The 18,212-nt window shown below is 34.9% G+C and carries 14 protein-coding genes; 3 read left to right on the forward strand and 11 right to left on the reverse strand.

From position 1 onward, the window contains the following. Positions 1-135: 135 nt before the first annotated feature. The 7 genes from gatB/aspS to O6P34_RS14645 form a co-directional block, all read right to left on the reverse strand. Positions 136-3,468, reverse strand: coding sequence for a bifunctional amidotransferase subunit GatB/aspartate--tRNA ligase AspS (gene gatB/aspS, locus O6P34_RS14615; RefSeq protein WP_269685255.1), 3,333 nt, complete (start codon positions 3,466-3,468; stop codon positions 136-138). Further along, positions 3,468-4,865 carry an amidase family protein gene (locus O6P34_RS14620; RefSeq protein WP_269685256.1) on the reverse strand — a complete coding sequence of 466 codons (1,398 nt, stop codon included), beginning with the start codon at positions 4,863-4,865 and terminating at the stop codon, positions 3,468-3,470. The genes gatB/aspS and O6P34_RS14620 overlap by 1 nt, the downstream gene beginning before the upstream one ends. Before the next feature lies 1 nt (position 4,866). After that, positions 4,867-5,136, reverse strand: a complete 270-nt coding sequence (locus O6P34_RS14625; protein WP_269685257.1) for an Asp-tRNA(Asn)/Glu-tRNA(Gln) amidotransferase subunit GatC — start codon at positions 5,134-5,136, stop codon at positions 4,867-4,869. Between the two features lie 221 nt (positions 5,137-5,357). After that, positions 5,358-5,807, reverse strand: coding sequence for a hypothetical protein (locus O6P34_RS14630; protein ID WP_269685258.1), 450 nt, complete (start codon positions 5,805-5,807; stop codon positions 5,358-5,360). An 87-nt stretch (positions 5,808-5,894) separates the two neighbouring features. Next, positions 5,895-7,652 (reverse strand): TonB-dependent receptor, encoded by a 1,758-nt coding sequence (locus O6P34_RS14635; protein WP_269685259.1) that lies wholly within the window; start codon positions 7,650-7,652, stop codon positions 5,895-5,897. Between the two features lie 123 nt (positions 7,653-7,775). Further along, positions 7,776-8,639, reverse strand: coding sequence for a PhzF family phenazine biosynthesis protein (locus O6P34_RS14640; RefSeq protein ID WP_269685260.1), 864 nt, complete (start codon positions 8,637-8,639; stop codon positions 7,776-7,778). Between the two features lie 83 nt (positions 8,640-8,722). After that, positions 8,723-11,737, reverse strand: a complete 3,015-nt coding sequence (locus tag O6P34_RS14645) for a tetratricopeptide repeat protein (RefSeq protein ID WP_269685261.1) — start codon at positions 11,735-11,737, stop codon at positions 8,723-8,725. A gap of 207 nt (positions 11,738-11,944) precedes the next feature. On the opposite strand from O6P34_RS14645, the gene O6P34_RS14650 reads away from it, so the two are divergent. Beyond that, a complete protein-coding gene (locus O6P34_RS14650; protein WP_269685262.1) occupies positions 11,945-12,628 on the forward strand; it encodes a cell division ATP-binding protein FtsE in 684 nt (227 codons plus the stop codon). After that, positions 12,628-13,542 carry a glycosyltransferase family 2 protein gene (locus tag O6P34_RS14655; protein ID WP_269685263.1) on the forward strand — a complete coding sequence of 305 codons (915 nt, stop codon included), beginning with the start codon at positions 12,628-12,630 and terminating at the stop codon, positions 13,540-13,542. The genes O6P34_RS14650 and O6P34_RS14655 overlap by 1 nt, the downstream gene beginning before the upstream one ends. On the opposite strand, the gene O6P34_RS14660 is transcribed toward O6P34_RS14655, so the two are convergent. From O6P34_RS14660 to O6P34_RS14675, 4 genes are read right to left on the reverse strand one after another with little or no spacing between them, the layout of a single operon-like run. Further along, positions 13,505-14,494 carry a class I SAM-dependent methyltransferase gene (locus O6P34_RS14660; protein ID WP_269685264.1) on the reverse strand — a complete coding sequence of 330 codons (990 nt, stop codon included), beginning with the start codon at positions 14,492-14,494 and terminating at the stop codon, positions 13,505-13,507. The two genes, O6P34_RS14655 and O6P34_RS14660, sit on opposite strands and share 38 nt — an antisense overlap. Before the next feature lie 9 nt (positions 14,495-14,503). Then, the gene (locus tag O6P34_RS14665) at positions 14,504-15,610 is read right to left on the reverse strand and encodes a glycosyltransferase (protein ID WP_269685265.1); all 1,107 of its coding nucleotides are present in this window, start codon (positions 15,608-15,610) and stop codon (positions 14,504-14,506) included. Beyond that, positions 15,607-16,014 (reverse strand): sugar 3,4-ketoisomerase, encoded by a 408-nt coding sequence (locus O6P34_RS14670; RefSeq protein WP_269685266.1) that lies wholly within the window; start codon positions 16,012-16,014, stop codon positions 15,607-15,609. The genes O6P34_RS14665 and O6P34_RS14670 overlap by 4 nt, the downstream gene beginning before the upstream one ends. Beyond that, entirely contained in the window at positions 16,004-17,101 is a 1,098-nt protein-coding gene (locus tag O6P34_RS14675; protein ID WP_269685267.1) for a glycosyltransferase, read from the reverse strand. Before O6P34_RS14675 ends, O6P34_RS14670 begins: the two co-directional genes overlap by 11 nt. A 49-nt stretch (positions 17,102-17,150) precedes the next feature. On the opposite strand from O6P34_RS14675, the gene O6P34_RS14680 reads away from it, so the two are divergent. Then, the gene (locus O6P34_RS14680) at positions 17,151-18,059 is read left to right on the forward strand and encodes a glycosyltransferase family 2 protein (protein WP_269685268.1); all 909 of its coding nucleotides are present in this window, start codon (positions 17,151-17,153) and stop codon (positions 18,057-18,059) included. Positions 18,060-18,212 lie beyond the last annotated feature (153 nt).

Raw genomic sequence — 18,212 nt, forward strand, 5'->3', positions numbered from 1 at the left:
TTTATAAATCTAAATTCAAGCCCAAGAACGCTATGAATTTTATTTCTTTATTTACGGATTGAATAAAAAAGAAAAAATGGGTTTGTATTAAAAATACAAACCCATTTTAGGAATAATTATAGATTATAAAATCTATTATTTCATAATTCGAACATTCATTTCCTCTACCTTTTTATCCGATAAAAGCGATGGTGCGCCAAATAATAAATCTTCGCTAGAACCTGTTTTCGGGAAAGCCATTACTTCTCTAATAGATGCTTTTTTCTCTAAAATCATCATCAAACGGTCAATTCCCCACGCAATTCCTCCGTGTGGCGGTGCACCGTATTGAAAGGCTTTATGCATCGTTCCAACGCTTTTTATCATTTCTTCTTTGTTATACCCCATATTTCTATAAGTAGCTTCCAGAATCTCCGATTTATGCGCACGAACTGATCCTCCACCAATTTCGTAACCATTTAAGATGATGTCGTATTGCTGAGCGATGATAGTTCCTATTTCATCATCATCCCCTTTCATATGCTTTTCAAGATCATAAATCGCAGGCATTGAGAACGGATTGTGCGTAAAGGTCCATCTTCCTTCATCTGTTCTTTCAAACATTGGGAAATCAACCACCCAAGCCGGACATAATTCCTTTGGATTGATTAAGTGCAATATTCTACCCAATTCCTGACGAACAGCATCCAAAGCTTTGTTAGCCGTTGCATAATCTGCCGCTGAAAAGAATACAATATCTCCTACTTGTGCGTCAGTTGCTTTTATAATTCCAGCTGCAATATCTTCACCTAAAAACTTAATAATTGGTGATTGCAACTCGTCTTCATTTACAATAATATAAGCCAATCCGCCTAAACCGTGCTGTTGCGCAATAGCGGTAAGGTTCTCGATTTGACCTTTGGACATACGCTTGTTTCCCTGATCTTTAGCCGAAACCTTGATACATTTTACAATTCCACCGTCCTCAATAGGTTTACTAAATACTTGGAAAGTCGTATTTTTTACAATATCGGTGATGTCTTGCATTTTTAATCCATAACGCAAATCTGGTCTGTCACAACCGTAGAAATCCATTGCGTCTTTGTAAGTAATAATTTCAAACGGACGCAAAATCCACTTGTTCCCGTATATTTTCTTCACTACTTCATTAAACATTTTGGTGTTTAAATCTATAATTTGCTGCATACTGCCATAAGCCATTTCCATATCCAATTGCGTGAATTCAGGCTGGCGGTCTCCACGAGAATCTTCATCTCTGAAACAACGTGCAATTTGGAAATATTTTTCATAACCACTGACCATCAACATTTGTTTGAACTGCTGAGGTGCTTGTGGTAATGTATAAAACAAACCAGAACCTTTACGTGTAGGAACAATAAATTCACGTGCTCCTTCATCGGTTCCTGCACTTAAAATTGGTGTTTCAATTTCCAAGAATTCTTCTTCATCTAATATGTCACGCAATAATTTAATTACTTTATGACGGTTTACGATGGCTCGTCGCACTTCTTCATTTCTGTGATCCAAAAACTTGTATTGAAAACGAATCGCTTCGTTCGTTTTGGCCGCTCTTTTAATCTCAAAAGGCAAGGTTTTCGATAAGTTTAAAATTTCCAACACTGAAGTTTCCAATTCAATTTTACCGGTACGCAAACCTGCATTATAATCGTCTTCATTACGACCTACCACTTTGCCAGTAACAGAAATTACTGATTCTGGTTTTAATTTCACCAACTCATCGATGTTAGGAAATGATTCTCTACTGATACGTAATTGAAAAATCTCAAAACTGGAATCACGCAAGTCAATAAACATCAATTCACCATGGTCACGAACACTCGCAACCCAACCAGACAACATCACTTCTTCGCCGATAGTTGCCTCTGATAATTGTGAAATTTTATGTGTTCTGTAGGTATCTTTTATAATAATAGGAATTTCAGGAAGCGTTTCTTCTTGACTTTCCTTTTCTTCTGAAACTGGTACTGACAAGTCGCTACTTGTCTCTACAGTATTTTTTTCCAAAATAGCGTCAGCACCTAATTTGTCTAAAATAATTTGACGAATTACTTTTCCGTTCGCACCTTTTCCAATAACTCCTAAAACCTTACCAACCAAAATACCTGCTTTTCCTTGGTCACCCGCTTTAATATCATTGGCAACAGCCTCATTTTCTGAAATTACAGAAGCAATAACTTCTTGAATTTTATCTTCAGAAATAGTATTTTCTTCAAAGTACTTATTGTAATCAAAAGTTTGGTCTTTTAAATAACCTGTAATCGCATTTTGAACCAAAACGGCTGTGATTTTTTCGGCTTTAAATAATTTAAAAATATCCGTTAAATGAGCAATACTATGAATTTCAGCGTAATCTTCGGCCTTAATATTGTTTGCCAAAGTTTTAGCAACAAATGAAGGATCTTTGATTTCGTTATTTATTTCCACAAATGTCTGCGAACGCAACTTATCTGCCGTGAAAAATTTAGCGTCTTGTGGCAAAACACCTCCATTTATTAAAATAGATTCCACTGCATAAGGCAATGCACTTGTATCCACTTTAATCGCTTCAATCTCCGCTTTAATATTTACAAAAGGCAAATCCGGTTCCGAAATAAAACGATAATCGGCTTCGAATTCTTTTTTACGCATTACTTTGGTCTGCTTCAAATCAGCATCCCACAAAACTGTCGTTTGATCCGGTCTAAATTCTTTATTTTCAATAAAATAATTGAATTGTTTCTCCACTTCTTCTTTCAAAGCTTCCACCATAAACTTAAACGAGTTTAAGTTTTTGATTTCCGTTCTTGGATTTAATTCGTAAGAATGTTTTTTGCGCAAAGACACAGAAACATCCGATTTAAATTCTCCTTTCTCCAAATTCGCTTCAGAGATTCCCAAGTTTTGAACAATACGTTGAATGTATTGCGCATAGGTTGAAGCATCTTCAATATTACGAATACAAGGCTCTGTAACAATTTCAATCAACGGAACACCAGCTTTGTTAAAATCAACTAACGAAATTTTCTTTTCGTGCATCAATTTGGCAGCATCCTCTTCAATATGAACCTGTGTTAAATTCACGGTAAACTGCGTACCATCATTTCTATAACAAGAAACGTGTCCTTCAGGAATTATTGGATTGTGAAATTGCGTGATTTGAATATTTTTTGGGTTGTCCGGGTATTCGTAATGTTTTCGATCCCAAGAAATCACTTCATTACTAAATGACGATCCTACAGCTTTACCAAAATAAATCGCTTTTGTAATCGCTTCTTTATTTAAAGCAGGCAAAACGCCCATTTGTCCCGTACAAACCGAACATATATTTTCGTTAGGTGTTTCTATTTCTTGATTTGGACAAGAACAAAACAACTTGGTTTTGGTATTCAATCGAACGTGAGTTTCCAGTCCAATTACCAATTCTAAATCGTGGGCTTTTAAAGCCGCAGTTAATTGCTCCAATTCCATTATATTGTATCTTTTAAGAAGTTTGCGAACTTCAACACTAATTCATCATTATTTTTTGCTGCCGTAATTTGCAATCCGGTGCTTGTGCCCTGTGGTACGGTTAAAGTTGGTAATTGTCCCAAACTAAAACCAACCGTATAAGCATCGGATAAATACATCGCCAACGGATCTTTTAAACTGTCTCCAATTTTAGGAGGAGTACTTGGTGTAACCGGCGATAAAATAATATCCACTGCCGCAAAATCTTTACTGAAGTTTTCCGAAATTTGATCTCTTAAAGCCAAACCTTTTAAATATATTTCATCTGAAAAACCTTGTGACAAAACTTGGTTTCCTCCTACAATTCTGCGTTTTGTTTCTTCCGAAAAGTTTTCAGAACGGGTCACCGCATAGGTTTCAATTAAATTCTCCGCTTCAATTCGGTTTCCGTAATTAGTTCCGTCTAAACGAGATAAATTCGAAGCCGTTTCAGCCATTGCCAATGTGTAATACGTTGAAACCAAAATATCAGATTTGAAAAAATCCAACTCTTTTACTTCAATTCCTTTGGCTTTTATTTTTTCGATACTAGCTAAAAAATCAGCTTTTATCTGTGTATCAATAGCATCACTTTCGATAAAGTTCTTGAAATAACCTACCTTTTTCACAGGAGAAGTTGCAATCGCATCTTCACAGATTTCTGTTGAAGCGACTGAAGTTTGATCTTTTGGATCTTTCCCGCTCATTACATTCAACACAATTCGGATATCTTCAATGGATTTCGCCAATGGACCCACACAATCTGTAGAAGATGCATAAGCCATCAATCCAAATCGAGAAATTCTTCCGTAAGTTGGTTTAAAACCATAAATATGATTGTAACCGGCAGGCTGACGAATCGAACCTCCTGTATCTCCACCAATAGAAAATACGGTATATTCTTTAGCAACGTTAACTGCAGAACCTCCGCTTGAACCTCCAGCAACTAATTCTGGGTCAATAGCATTTTTTACCGCTCCAAAAATGGTGTTTTCACTGGAAGATCCGTGACCAAAACTGTCACAATTTTCTTTTACTAACGGAATAGCACCTGCATCCAATAATTTCTGAATAGCAGTGGCCGTGTATGGCGATTTATAATTTCTTAACAATTCAGAACTTGCCGTTGTGTAAGTTCCTTGCAACATATACACATCTTTAATTCCAAAAGGAATTCCTTCCAACAAACCAATAGTTTCTCCTTTTGCAATTTTAGCATCGACTTTAGCCGCCAAATCCAGCGCCAAAGTATCTAACAAAGAATTGACAGAGTTATACGTATTTTGCTTAAGTAAGCCTAATTTTTCTTGTACCAAAGCAGTGCAAGTAATTTGTTTTGACACCAATTGTTGGTGTATTTTTTTTATTTGAGAATCCATTTTATCCTTCTATAACTTTAGCAACTACTAAAAAACCATTTTTTTTGTTCGGGAAGTTTTCCAAAATGAGTTGTCTCTCCATAGCCGAACTCTCTATCACAATATCTTCTCTTAAATTATTTACAGAAACACAATTATAATTGACAGTATTTGCAGCATTATCATTTGATGGAAGTGCATTTTTTATCACATCAAATAATTTGTTCACGGACTCTGAAGGCTGTGCTCCTTTAATACTCGACAAGATGTCGACTGTCATTGTTTTGCTCATAATTTTAATTCGTTTTAAAGTCAAACTTTTAGGCTGGCAAAATTACGAAAGTTTTATTAGGGAATGATGTTTTATTTTAATGATTTCGATAGTTTTTTGTGAAAGAAGATGTTAATTTAACATTATGTTAGATTTGATTTCTTTGTTAAGAAACTATGTTGAAATAGTAATTAGTTCTGTAGAATAGAACTCGGATACAACTATTGAAAGCAAAACGGATTTTATTCAATACTTTCAATCACATACATCGTTCCATTAATTTCGAACGAAAAGCCAATTGCATTTCCCATTAATTTATTTCCCAACGGAGATTGTGGTGACAATGCAATAATATTGATTCCTTCGACACTAATTTTAGGAAGCGCTACACTTAAATACAAATAAATTCCATTGGCTTTGACCAAACTGCCTACAATTATAGTTGTGGCAATTGTGGCAGAATCAATTTTGTCTAAAAGATTTTTTTGATCCAAAACTTCTCTCAATTTACGATTGAGTTTTTCCTGTTCGATATGCATCATAGACAAAGCCGTTTCGTGCTTATCACCGGCTGAACCTTTGGCATCATTCTTAGAATCTTCGGTAAGTGCCACAATCATATCTCTGAAAACATCGATTCGGTCTTGTACTAATTGAAGGTAGTAGGTATGTATTTTTTGTTTAAAAGTCATATTTTTTCTTCCCGTAAAGACGCTAGATCGCAAAGTGATTTTAAGCACTTCACCCTAAAATTCAGCGTCTTTTCGGATATTTATTTTTTAGAAATCAAATTTATAATTCGCTCCTACAACTACTTGTAAGCCTTGCACCGGATAATTCAACCATTTTTCATACGCTTGATTTGCAATATTATTACCTCTCAAAAAGGCCGTTAATCTATCGCTATATTTAAATCCAACATGAGCATTCAAATCAAAATACGCCTTCAATGTAACTGGACTTGGAATTATCAGATAAACAATATCGGTGTTTAATTTTTGATCTTTTCGTTCCCCAACATAAAACACATTTACGCCTGCATACCATTTTTTAGTAATATCAAAATCAAGATTTGAATTCAGTTTAATTGTTGGTAAATTCCAAGCTTCTTTTTGTACATCATTTGTAAAACTGCTAAAGGTTCCATTGATTCCAAAAGTAATATTTTCAGAGAAATCAGCTTTTAACTCTCCAAAAAAACGCACTGTTTTCATATCATCATAAACGACTTGCAGTGAATTTCCAAAAGCATAATCTTCATTCGTACTACCTTCATTATAATCATTGCTTTTATACAACGCTTTATTTCTTTCATTCACATAAGAACCCCGAATATTATAGCTAACATTATTGGCTAATTTTCCTTTTAAACCGGCAAAAATATCATATTGTTTGTCTGTTGGCGAAATACTTAATGTTGGCGAAACAAATGGGTTTTCATTCACAAAATCCATATAAGAATTTTGTTCTAAATTCCCTTCGGCTCCGGCATAAAAAATCATCAAATCACCCACCACTTTGTATGAAGCATTAATTTGCGGATAAATGAAAAACTTATTATTGCTATTTTTTGTATCTAAACTATAAAATATTCCGGCACCAAAATGAAGCGTCCAATCGTCTTGCTGCATTTCAAAACTTGTGGCAATTCCAAAATTAGTAAAACCATATTCTATCTTTTTTGTATTGGTGTTCCAATAGTTTTTTTCGAAACTTCCCCCCAAATAATCCACAATTACATTTGTTTTTATGGATTTATCCATCATTTCAATTTGAAAAGAAGGTTTCACATAAAACCTGTTTTCCGAAGATCCATAAGCATCCGAAAAATGATTGAATTTTAAGCTGGCTTCCTTAAAAAAACTGTTATTAAAATCCATTTTTCCACCTAAAGTAATCGTATTGTAGGTTTGTTGCGGCTGTATGCCTGACACCAAAGCATTTCTGTCATAAGGAATTAATGCGTCACCAAAACCCATTGGCAAACCATACCAATTGTATATTTGATTTTGATATCCCAAATCAAAATTCCAAGAAAAATCAGTCGAATTTGAACCATACGTCAAATCAATCGAAGTGTCAAAAAAAGCATCATCTAATTCCACTTTTTTTATTCCACCTTGTGATGAAAGATGGCGAAACATTCCGGCTACATAATCATTGGCATTCAAATCTTCGGTAACAAATAATTCAGCATTAAAAGTCCCGTAATTTCCACCGGCAAATGTTGCATAATTTTTGAATAAATGTTGTTGCTTTTCTTTTTCAACACCTTCCGCCTTTCCTTTGGATGGCGTAAAAGTCGAAGCCACAGGAAAAGAAAAAACCGTATACTTTACCGTTTCTTTTTTGGCCGTTGCCTCATCGTTCAAAGAAGGTGTTTCCTTAACTTTGAAAGCATCCGAAATGGTTGGCGTGTATGGCTTCACCACATTTACCGTTTCGGTTCCTATTTGCTCTTTCTTTTGTGCAAACGAAAATTGAAACGCAATAAGTAACAGACTTACAATTATTTTATTTGGGAAATTGATTTTCATTTTTATTATTTTTTTTGATAAAAGAAGGAAGAAATAAGACTTTACAAATTGTCTTTATCTTTTTCTTTTCCAGTTATCTCTTTTACTTTTTTTACTTTTTATTTATAACTCTTAGCCCGGAATTTAAACTTCCCATTCGCCTTTTGCAATGAATTGCGTTTTCCCACCAATCTTAATATCAAAATGATTTTCAGTTAATTTTCCGTCAAAATAAATTCGAGATGGTCTGTTTATAAAATCTCCCTGATGATTGATAATTTGAATTTCCGGAGCGTAATATTTCAAAAGAAAAGCCTGTAAACAAGTACTAGCACTTCCTGTCGCTGCATCTTCTTTGAGTTGATTGTCTTCTAAATACAACATTCTGCTGATAAGATTTTTTTCTTCCAGACAATAAAAATACAAGGCTCTGAAATTTGTTTTACAATGAGTCAGCAACCATTCATCCATTTTAACCTTATCCAAAACCAAATTCTCTAATGCTTTTTTATTTTTGAGAGGAACAATTACAAATGCGCTTCCTGTGCTCACTTCCTGAACGGGATATTCAACATCAAAATCAGTACTGCTTAAATTGCTGAAGGATAAAATACCTTCTGCTGAAAAGATATCAAAAAACTGAGGTTGAGCAGCCTGTAACCAAACTAAATCGTCCGCTTGATGAATTGGAATTTCACCAATTGGAACTGATAACGTAATTTTTTCGGGTTGATTTTCAAATATTTTATTCATCAAAACCCAAGAAGTTCCTATAATTGGATGTCCTGCAAACTTCATTTCGTACTCCGGAGTAAAAATTCTAATTTCCGCGGCGTTATTTTCAGGTTCAAGCTTCGTGATAAAAGTACTTTCCGCAAAGTTAATTTCACGGGCAATTTTTTGCATCTCTACGGCACTTAAAGCATCAGCCTCCAGGAAAACTGCCAATTGATTGCCTGCGTATTTTTTCTCTGCAAAAACATCAACGATGTAAAAAGATATATTCATTCTCTTTGTTTTTTTGGCTTTCGATTATTTAAAAAATATCATGCCGATTCTTCTTGTTTTCTTAATCCGATTCCCTGAATACTTTACTTGATAATCGATGAATTTGTTTTGGATTCTTCTGCTTTAATCGCATTCAATTCAGATTGTGCTTCTGTTACTACATCTGGAAAATCAGTGAAATTTTGAATCACATTATCCAAAATATAAGTCGCTTGAAAACTGTCTTTTAATCCGTAATAGTTTTTCGCCATAAGTACTAATCCTTTGGCTCCAAAAAAACGATATCCCGAATAATTCTTCGCTAACTTTTGCACTGCATCATTAGATAACTCAAATTTTGAATCTTTATTTTTGAAATACGCATCATAATACAAGGCTTCGGCAGCTAATTCTCCTTTTGCAATTCCAAGTAATTTAGCGTAAGCCAATCTTGCTTTCGTTTCGTCACCCGTTTGTACCGCTGCTCTTGCTATAATTATTTGCGCATCACTTTTTACATTATCGTCTGTTTTTGGATTTGCCAATACTTTTTCAGCATACACAACTGAATTTTGATATTCCTTACTCTCATAATAACATTTCATCAAATTCGATTGTGCAAATGTCTTGTTTTGAGGAAAATCAGCTTCGTTTTCTAAACGGGATAAAACCAAAATCGCTTTATCACACTCTTTGTTTTTTAAGAAAATCTGGGCCAATCGCACCAATGATTGTTCCGTAAATTCATTGCGGGGTTCTGCAATTACATATTCATAATTAGGAATCGATTTGCTTTCTGAACCATCCGAAAAATAAGATTGAGCCAAATAAAAATTAGCTTTCAATGCATGAATTCCTTTTGGAAACGCCGAAATATAACTGCTAAATCCTGAAATCGCCTGTTTGGTATTGCTTTGTTGAAATTGCTTTTCGGCGGCTTCATAAGTGTCATTATCTAAATCCACATCCGTTACAGCCACGAAATCCAAAGTACGAACCCAAGTTGCATATTCATCTACTCTGCCGTTGTCTACATAAATTAATCTCGCTGTAGAAACCGCTTCTAATGCCTCCGGAGATTTAGGAAAATCAGCCGCTACTTTTTTGAATTTAACCAACGCTTGCTCATCTTTATCCGAATTGTAATAAATCAAACCTTGGCGTAAAACCGCTTTCGAGGTAAACGAACCATTTTTGAATTCAGCATTCAATTTGTCGTATGTTTTGATGGCTAAATCCTGTTTGTTTTCGGCAACATAAGTATTTCCTAATTCAAACATAGCATCATCGCGGTATTCCGATTTTGGATACAGTTGTAAGAACAAATTAAGTTCTTCGATTTTCTTCTCATTTTTAGACACAAATCCATAGCAAATTGCTTTTTGAAAATATGCATAATCCGCATCTACACTTTTCAATTCGATTACTTTCACATACGCTTCCATGGCCGGCCAATATTTTGAAGTTACAAATCGGCAGTCTGCTAAACGCAAATACGAATCATGAAGTCGCACTTTATCGGCGGTTCCTTTTTCAATCTGATTTTGAAAATAATTCCCCGCTTGATCGTACTCTTTTAATTTAAAATAAGTGTAGGCAACATTATAATTATAATTTTTGAATTCCGGTGTTACTGCCGCTCCGGATGAAGCCGTGAACTGTTTGAAACTCAATAACGCATTTTTGAAATCATCCAAAACATATTCGGTTTCTCCTTTCCAAAACGTGGCTCTTGCAGTAATTGCAGCATCTTTTTGCTCTGTGGTTGCTTTAGTAAACAGGCGCAACGCTTGTTCATAATCCCCGTCTGTGTATAATTCTAAACCGCTGTAAAAAAGCACTTTTTGGTACGCTGCTTTATTTTCCGGAGCGCTGTTTTTTTCTAATAAAACTAAGGCTTCTTTATAGTTTTTTGAAGAAATATAGGAGTCAATCAAGAGTCTTTCCAGTTCTGAATTGTTGGCATTATTGGGATATTTTTTGATAAAATCCATTAAGACAGCAGGAACACTTTGGTAAGAATTCCCAATTTCGTAACTTAATTTAGCATAATTTAAGCTCGCTTCTTGTTTTAACGAAGCATCAAAATCCATTTCGGAAGCATTTTTGAACGCATTCAAAGCTTCCTGTTTTTTATTCAAATTCAAATAACTCTGCCCTAAATGATAATACCCGTTTTGAGCGACAAAATCTTTTCCGCCAATGATTTTATTGAATTGTGAAATGGCTTTATCGTATTCTTTTTGTTCGTAGTAAGCGAATCCCAATTGGTAAAAATCAGTATTATTCCACTTCCCTTTTTTCCCTTTGTAGTTTTCTAAATACGGAATGGCTTTGTCGTATTTTTTTAAATTAAAATAGCTTTCGCCAATAATTTTATTAAGCTCCGATTTTTCTAAAAGAGTTGATTTAGCCATTGCTTTCTCGCCTAAATCTATTGCTTTTTGGAAATTTCCCAACTTAAAATTCATATCCGCCTGATAATACGAAAGCTTTTCTTTGTATTTTTCTTCTCCGGAAACCGCATCAAAATATTTTGTAGCTTCCTTATAATCATCGCCTTCATACGCCATAAAACCTAAGTAATATTTGGCCTGCGAACCATATTCGGCTGAATTTACGACTTTATTAAAATAAACAGTCGCTTCTTTTTTGTTTTTGGAATTAAAAAAACTGTAGCCTTTTTGAAAATTAAACATTTCGCTTTCGCTTCTGCTCAAATTGCTTTCGTCTACTTTATCAAACCATTCAAGGGCTTTTGGATAATTTCCCTGATTGAAATAAAAATGGGCCACTTCAACATAAGCTTGGTTTTGTTTCACACTTGTTGGATAATCCGCAACAAAACGCTCCATCAATTCATCAGCATTTGACTGATTGGTACGAATGGCACAATTTGCAGCATAATAAGCACAATCCGACTGAATTTCCTCAGTAATTGCAGTTGCTTTTACCTTTTCGAAAATAAGTTTAGCCGAGGTGTATTGCTTATCGTTGTATAACGTAAGCGCCGTGTTAAAATCCTTTAAATCGTGTGTGTAAATCGTTGATTTTTGGGCTGAAATGGGAGCAACTCCTATAAAAATAAGGAAAAATAAAAATCTGGGAAGTTTATGCATTGTGATTTTTGTTTAATAGTCAAATGTATCATTTTCTATGGTCTATAACGAAACGCTTTTGGTTTTTATTATGAACAAATGTTTTAACAAAAAATAAAAAAAGGAAACATTGCTTCGTCCTTTCGAAAAAAAAACTAATTTTTTCTGCTGTGATAATTGATAATTGACAATTGATAATTACTTTTACCACATAAACAAATACAAATTATGTCACAGACCGTACTATCTTTAAAAAACGTTGCTATTTCTCAAGAAGGAAATACTATTTTATCTCACATAAATTTAGACGTAAATCATGGTGAATTCATTTACATCATTGGAAAAACCGGCTCTGGAAAAAGTAGTTTGATGAAAACTTTATATGCTGATTTGCCTCTTACAGAAGGAGAAGGTCATGTAGTTGATTTTGATTTGGCCACATTAAAAGAAGATGATATTCCGTTTTTGAGACGAAAAATCGGGATTGTTTTTCAAGATTTCAAATTGCTTCCGGACCGAAGCGTGAAAGACAATATGCTATTCGTTTTGAAAGCAACAGGCTGGACTGACAATGACGAAATGTCTCGAAAAATAGAAGAAGTATTAGACAAAGTAGGCATGAAAGATTTTGCTAATAAAATGCCACATCAGCTTTCCGGCGGTGAACAACAACGTGTTGCCATTGCAAGAGCTTTGTTGAACGACCCAGAACTTATTCTTGCAGATGAACCAACAGGAAACTTAGATCCACAAACGAGTTCTGAAGTACTGGAAGTCCTGAGAAAAATTAATGCAAACGGAAAAACAATTCTTATGGCAACTCATGATTATGCCTTGTTGATGAAATTCCCATCTAAAACATTGAAATGTGAAGATGCCCGAATCTTTGAAGTAGTTCAAAGAACAGCATAATGCTATCCATCCTCATTCCGGTTTATGATTACCATGCTTTCCCGCTAGCAGCAGAGCTGCATCAGCAATGTGTTGCATTACAGATTCCCTTTGAAATCCTGTGTCAAGACGATGCTTCGACAACATGTATTACTGAAAATCAAACTATTAATACATTAGAAAACGGCACTTTTTCATCGAATGTATTTAATTTAGGAAGGGGCAGAAATTGCAATGCACTTGCCAAAAAAGCAACTTACGACTGGCTGTTAATTCTGGATTGTGATACGTTTCCCAGAGATGCTGATTTTATAAAAAACTACCTCCAATTCATTCAAAATCAATCAGGAACTGTGGCTTTTGGCGGAATTGTGTACCAGCCCGAAAGACCTACTGAAAAGAACGTTTTGCGCTGGGTTTATGGTACTGCAAGAGAATCGCTTTCGGTTGAAAAACGAAATGCCAATCCTAACGGAAACGCCTTAACATCAAATCTATTAATCAAAAAAAATGTGTTTATTTCAAATCCATTTGAGGAATCAATTACCCAATATGGGTATGAAGATTTGGTATTTTTGTCTGATTTGAAAAAAAAGGGAGTTGTAGTAAAACATATCGATAATGCGACTTATCATCTTGGATTAGAAAGCTCGAAACAGTTTTTAGAGAAAACCAAAACAGCTTTAGAAAACTTAGCTTTTCTACATAATTCCAAAAGCATTGAAACGACTGACAGTAAACTAATCTCGGCTTATTCTGCATTAAAAAAACTGCGATTGGTTCGGATTGTCGCTTGGTTTTTTGAAAAAACGGAGGCGACGATTACTTCAAATTTAGTTTCCGGACAACCTTCCCTTTTAGTATTTGACGTTTACAAATTGGGTTATTTTTGCAAAATTAAAGCAAGTTCTTATTTTGATAAACTCCAAAAATAGCATCTGATTTCAATTGTTTTTTTACAAAATCAGCTTCTTCTGCTATCAAAAAGTCAATTATTTTTTTGGTTTCCGGCTCTTCATTGAGAAAATTTTGGGCAATTCCTTTTAAAAGTATGTGCAAAATATTCCAGCCCAAATCGGTTTGTTCAAGCACTTTAAAATGTTTATTTAAACTGGGAACAATCGATTCAGAATCTATCGCTTCAGAAGGATCAACGAGTAACATTCTCAGCAATCCCGGTCTGTAAACTTTCTTTTTTACCGATGATTTATCGGATAACATTTTAAATTTTAGTGGCAAATTACGTAACAACTCATTGGCTTTGTCTAATTGTTCTTTGGTCCATTGCAACCGGTTAGGTCCCGTAAACTCATAGATGACTAGAATTCCGTCTGGTTTCAACAAGGGTTTTACATCATGTTGTAAGGTAGCTTCAACATCCTTAAAATGATGCAGGCTCGACGAAAATAAAATTACATCATACGAATTGCTATTCAGCTTCATTTTTTTGAAATCACCTTGAAAATAATTAATATCCACATTATTTTCTTTGGCGGATTGCACCGCATTTTTGATGCTTTCCGGAGAAATATCTATACCGTCTATTAGAGAAAAACAACCTTGTTTTGCAAAATTTCTATCATGAGAACCTTCCCCGCATCCTATAGAAAGTAATTTTAAATTGCGTTTATTGGAAAGGTATTTTTGGGCTACATATTCTTCATATTCCATTTCAGGATGTCCCGAAATCATTTTATTCCAGGAATGTTGAATAGCGGGAATCAACCAAAAATCAGAGGTTGAAGCATACGAATCCCATTTTGACTCGATTCTGGCTGTAGGCAACAGCTTGACTTTAGACATCAAATAACGAAGTCCTTTTTCACGGATTTTATGATACACGTCCAAAAAATCGCCAACGGATATATAGGTTGTATTTTTTTGCATAGAGCAGTCTTAACTGTTTGTATTGGCGGTTAGGGTAATAAAAAGAGTCTCCCAAGTTTCCATAATTTCATTTCTATTGTATTTTTTGACAGCTGCAGCAGCATTATTCCCTATGTTAACGGCTAATTCTTTATCGGCTATGAGCTGGATAACTGTTTTCAAAAACTCATCACTGTCATTATCCTTGACCAAAAATCCATTCTCCTTATTGGTGATGATAGCTCTAGGACCGCATGGACAATCATAAGCTACACAAGGCAAACCACAATCCATGGCTTCTATCAATGCCATAGGAAAGCCCTCGGTTCTGGAACACATCAAGAAAAGAGAAGCGTCAATATATTGCTCTTGAATGTTCCGAACAGGTTCCAGAAAATGGACTTCATTAGTAATTCCTAAATCAGCAGCCAACTTATGAAACGTCTTGTTCCCCTCACTGCTGCCATAAATATCGAGTTCCCAGTCCGGATAAATCTGAATTACTTTTTGCCAGATTAGCAACAAGCGGTCAACTCCTTTTTCGTAACTGTGACGGCAAACGGCAATTGCTTTTTTGTTTTTTAAACTAGCTCTTTTATGCGCTTCAAACCAATTGGGATTAGGGATAATTTGACTGTTTTTTAGATTCCACTCTTTTTTAGCATCTTCCGACAGTACTATGAAACGGTCAAATTTTCCGGCTGCTTTTCGTTTTAAATAATTCAGCAATTGAAACCTAAACTTTGTAACAATAGGATTACTACCTGGTTTTTCCAGATTAAAAATAGAACCATGCGTTTCAAAAACAATGGGAATATCCGTATTGATTATCCAAGGAACAAAAAAACCTTTCAGGCCATCACAGACCATAATAATATCAGGATTTATTTGCTGTATTATACGATTGATTGCGTTCCTGTAGTCCCTTAAAAACTGAATTCGATTCCCTTTTAAAATCATATCATGCCGTATAATTTTAAAATCAAAATCGTAAAATAAAGGAGCGTTATCCGTGTTTTGAGTCAGTATATGAACTTCATAGCCCTTGATAGCCGAGAGATAATTTGCTTTTAACGCAAGTACTCTGACTAAGCCACCTTCGCCTGAAAGTGTTGGGGTTATGTATAAAATTTTCATTTTACCGATTCTAAAAAAGCGTCGTAATCCCGAATATAATCGGCTTCATCAAACACATCTGATGCTAACACAAGACAAACAGAACCCGAAGAAAAGTTTTGTAATTCACGCCAAATCCCTGTAGGCACGTGCAATCCTAAATTGGGTTTATTGAGTAAAAATGCTTTTTTATCGGTACCGTTTTGAAGTACCACCTCAAAACTCCCGCTCAAAGCAATAATAATTTCGTGTTGATGAATGTGGGAATGCCCACCACGAAAAGCATTGCTGGGCACATCAAAAAGATAATACACCCGTTTGAAATCAAATGGTAAAAACCCTTTTTGAATCACTCCCAAATTGCCTCTAGTGTCTTCGATAACCGGAATGTGCAGTAATTGTATATCGTTAAGATTAGTTCTCATCCTTTAGTTTTAAAAAATTTAGCCATTGATTCCCTATGGCCTCAACAGCGAAATGAGCCACACTGGCTGTTGTATTTCGTTTGCAATACTGATATAACTCACTATCATTTACCATAGTATTCATTGCTTGTGTCAATTTAATATTATTTTGGTCTTCCACCAATAAGCCGTTGTATCTATCAGTTATTATTTCGTTAGGTCCTGCAAAACAATCAAAAGAAACTACTGGAGTTCCCACAATCATACTTTCGACAATTACATTAGAAAACCCTTCCTGTATACTTGAAACTACACTAAAAAGGGCCTTTTTTTGATACCCGTGCGGATTGTTCTGATAGCCTTTGAAAATAACCTCATTCTCCAATTTTTTTTGGACAACCAGTTCCTTTAATTCCGCTAAATATTGACCGGAACCAATGATTACTAATTTAATATTTTGTTGTGGTAAAACGGAATTACCGTAAGCCAAAATTAATTTATCAAACTGTTTCACTCTGTCATTCATCCTGCCTACTGCAACAATAAATGGAGCTTCTTCGGGGATAAACTGCTCGCTTAATGCTTTTATTTTCTCTATTTCAAACGGATTATAAATCGTGCTAATCGGTATCGAAAGTTGCTGTTTCAGTCGCTTTTCGATGGCTTTACTAACGGTAACCAATTGATGTCTGCCATAAATAAGCGTTGCAATTGCTTTGTTTTTTGGAATATAAAAATCAGTAATACCGCTATGAATCGTATAAATTGCTGGTCTGTCATACACACCGTGGGCAATCAATAATTCGTTTTGTGTATTTACCCGGTATCTGAAATCAATAATACAATCAAATTTATGTTTTCTGAAATAGTTTCTCAGTACATACAGCCTTTTCAACTTATCATAAATCGAATTCGCTTTTAATTTGCCCAAGTTCAACAATACGCCGGAATACGGATAAGTAATGTCATCGATAAAAATAATATTATGAACCGAAAACCCTTTGCTTTCAAAAAAAACAGATAAAACAGCCTGCACCTTTTCGGCACCGCCGCCCGCCAAGCAGTCACCCACTAAAGCTATCTTACGCGTTCTTTTTGTTTCAGTCATTTAATTAATTTACTATTTTAGCTTCAAATATAAACACTTCTCTGCATAAATGAATTACAATCCATTAGTTTCAATCATTTGTCTGTGTTACAACCACGAAAAATTTGTACCACTAGCCTTGCAATCCGTCATTGATCAAACCTATCCCAATATTGAGCTGATTATTGTTGATGATTGCAGTAATGATGGCTCAAGTACTGCCATTAAAGAGTGGTTGCGCCAGCATCCTGAAATTGTGTTTATCGAAAATACCACTAATAAAGGCAACACCAAATCGTTTAATGCTGCTTTTGCTGTATCAAAAGGAGATTATATTATCGATTTGGCCGCCGATGATATCCTAAATACAAATGCAGTCGAATTGCAACTCGAAGCCTTTAGAACCAGTATTTATGACAATTTAGGTATTGTTTACGGAAACGTAGAATTGATTTTTGAAGACGATACACATTTTAAATATTTTTTTGAGGTGGACCAAAACAACAAAAGAATAAAAGCGCAACCCACCGGAGATATTTATTTGGGGTTATTGAGTTTGCAAAACAATGTTTGCTCCGTATCGGCCATGGTCAAAAGAACCGTTCATGAGGCATTAAACGGGTATGATGAAAATTTGTGTTATGAAGATTTTGATTTTTGGATTAGAGCCTCCCGCGAGTTTACATTTGATTTTATAGATGAAGTCCTGATGAAAAAGCGGGAATTGCGAAACTCCTTAAGCGCACAACGTTTTAAAAGATTCAACTCAAAAACCCGAAAATACAATCGGTCCACGTACCAGATTGTGACCAAGACATTACAATTAATCACCACCAAAGCCGAAAATAAAGCAATATTGAAAATGGTTCATTTTGAAATGGAAATTGCCATCAGAACCCTGGATCCTATCTTATTATTAAAGTATATTGTCATTGAAGCCAAAATTCAGAAAGAACTCCTATTTTTTAGATTTTCATAAGAATTTTAATGTCCCGTACTAATCCTTTTCCTTTAAAACCAAGCGAAAGATATTTTCCTGAAAGAATTTTAAATGTAGTTTAAATCATATATATTTACTTTCTAAATATTAAAACAGAGTTCGTTTAGCGGTTTTAAATGGACTTATTTTGGT

Source organism: Flavobacterium lacustre (assembly GCF_027474525.2).
In the GTDB taxonomy this organism is placed as follows: Bacteria; Bacteroidota; Bacteroidia; order Flavobacteriales; family Flavobacteriaceae; genus Flavobacterium; species Flavobacterium lacustre.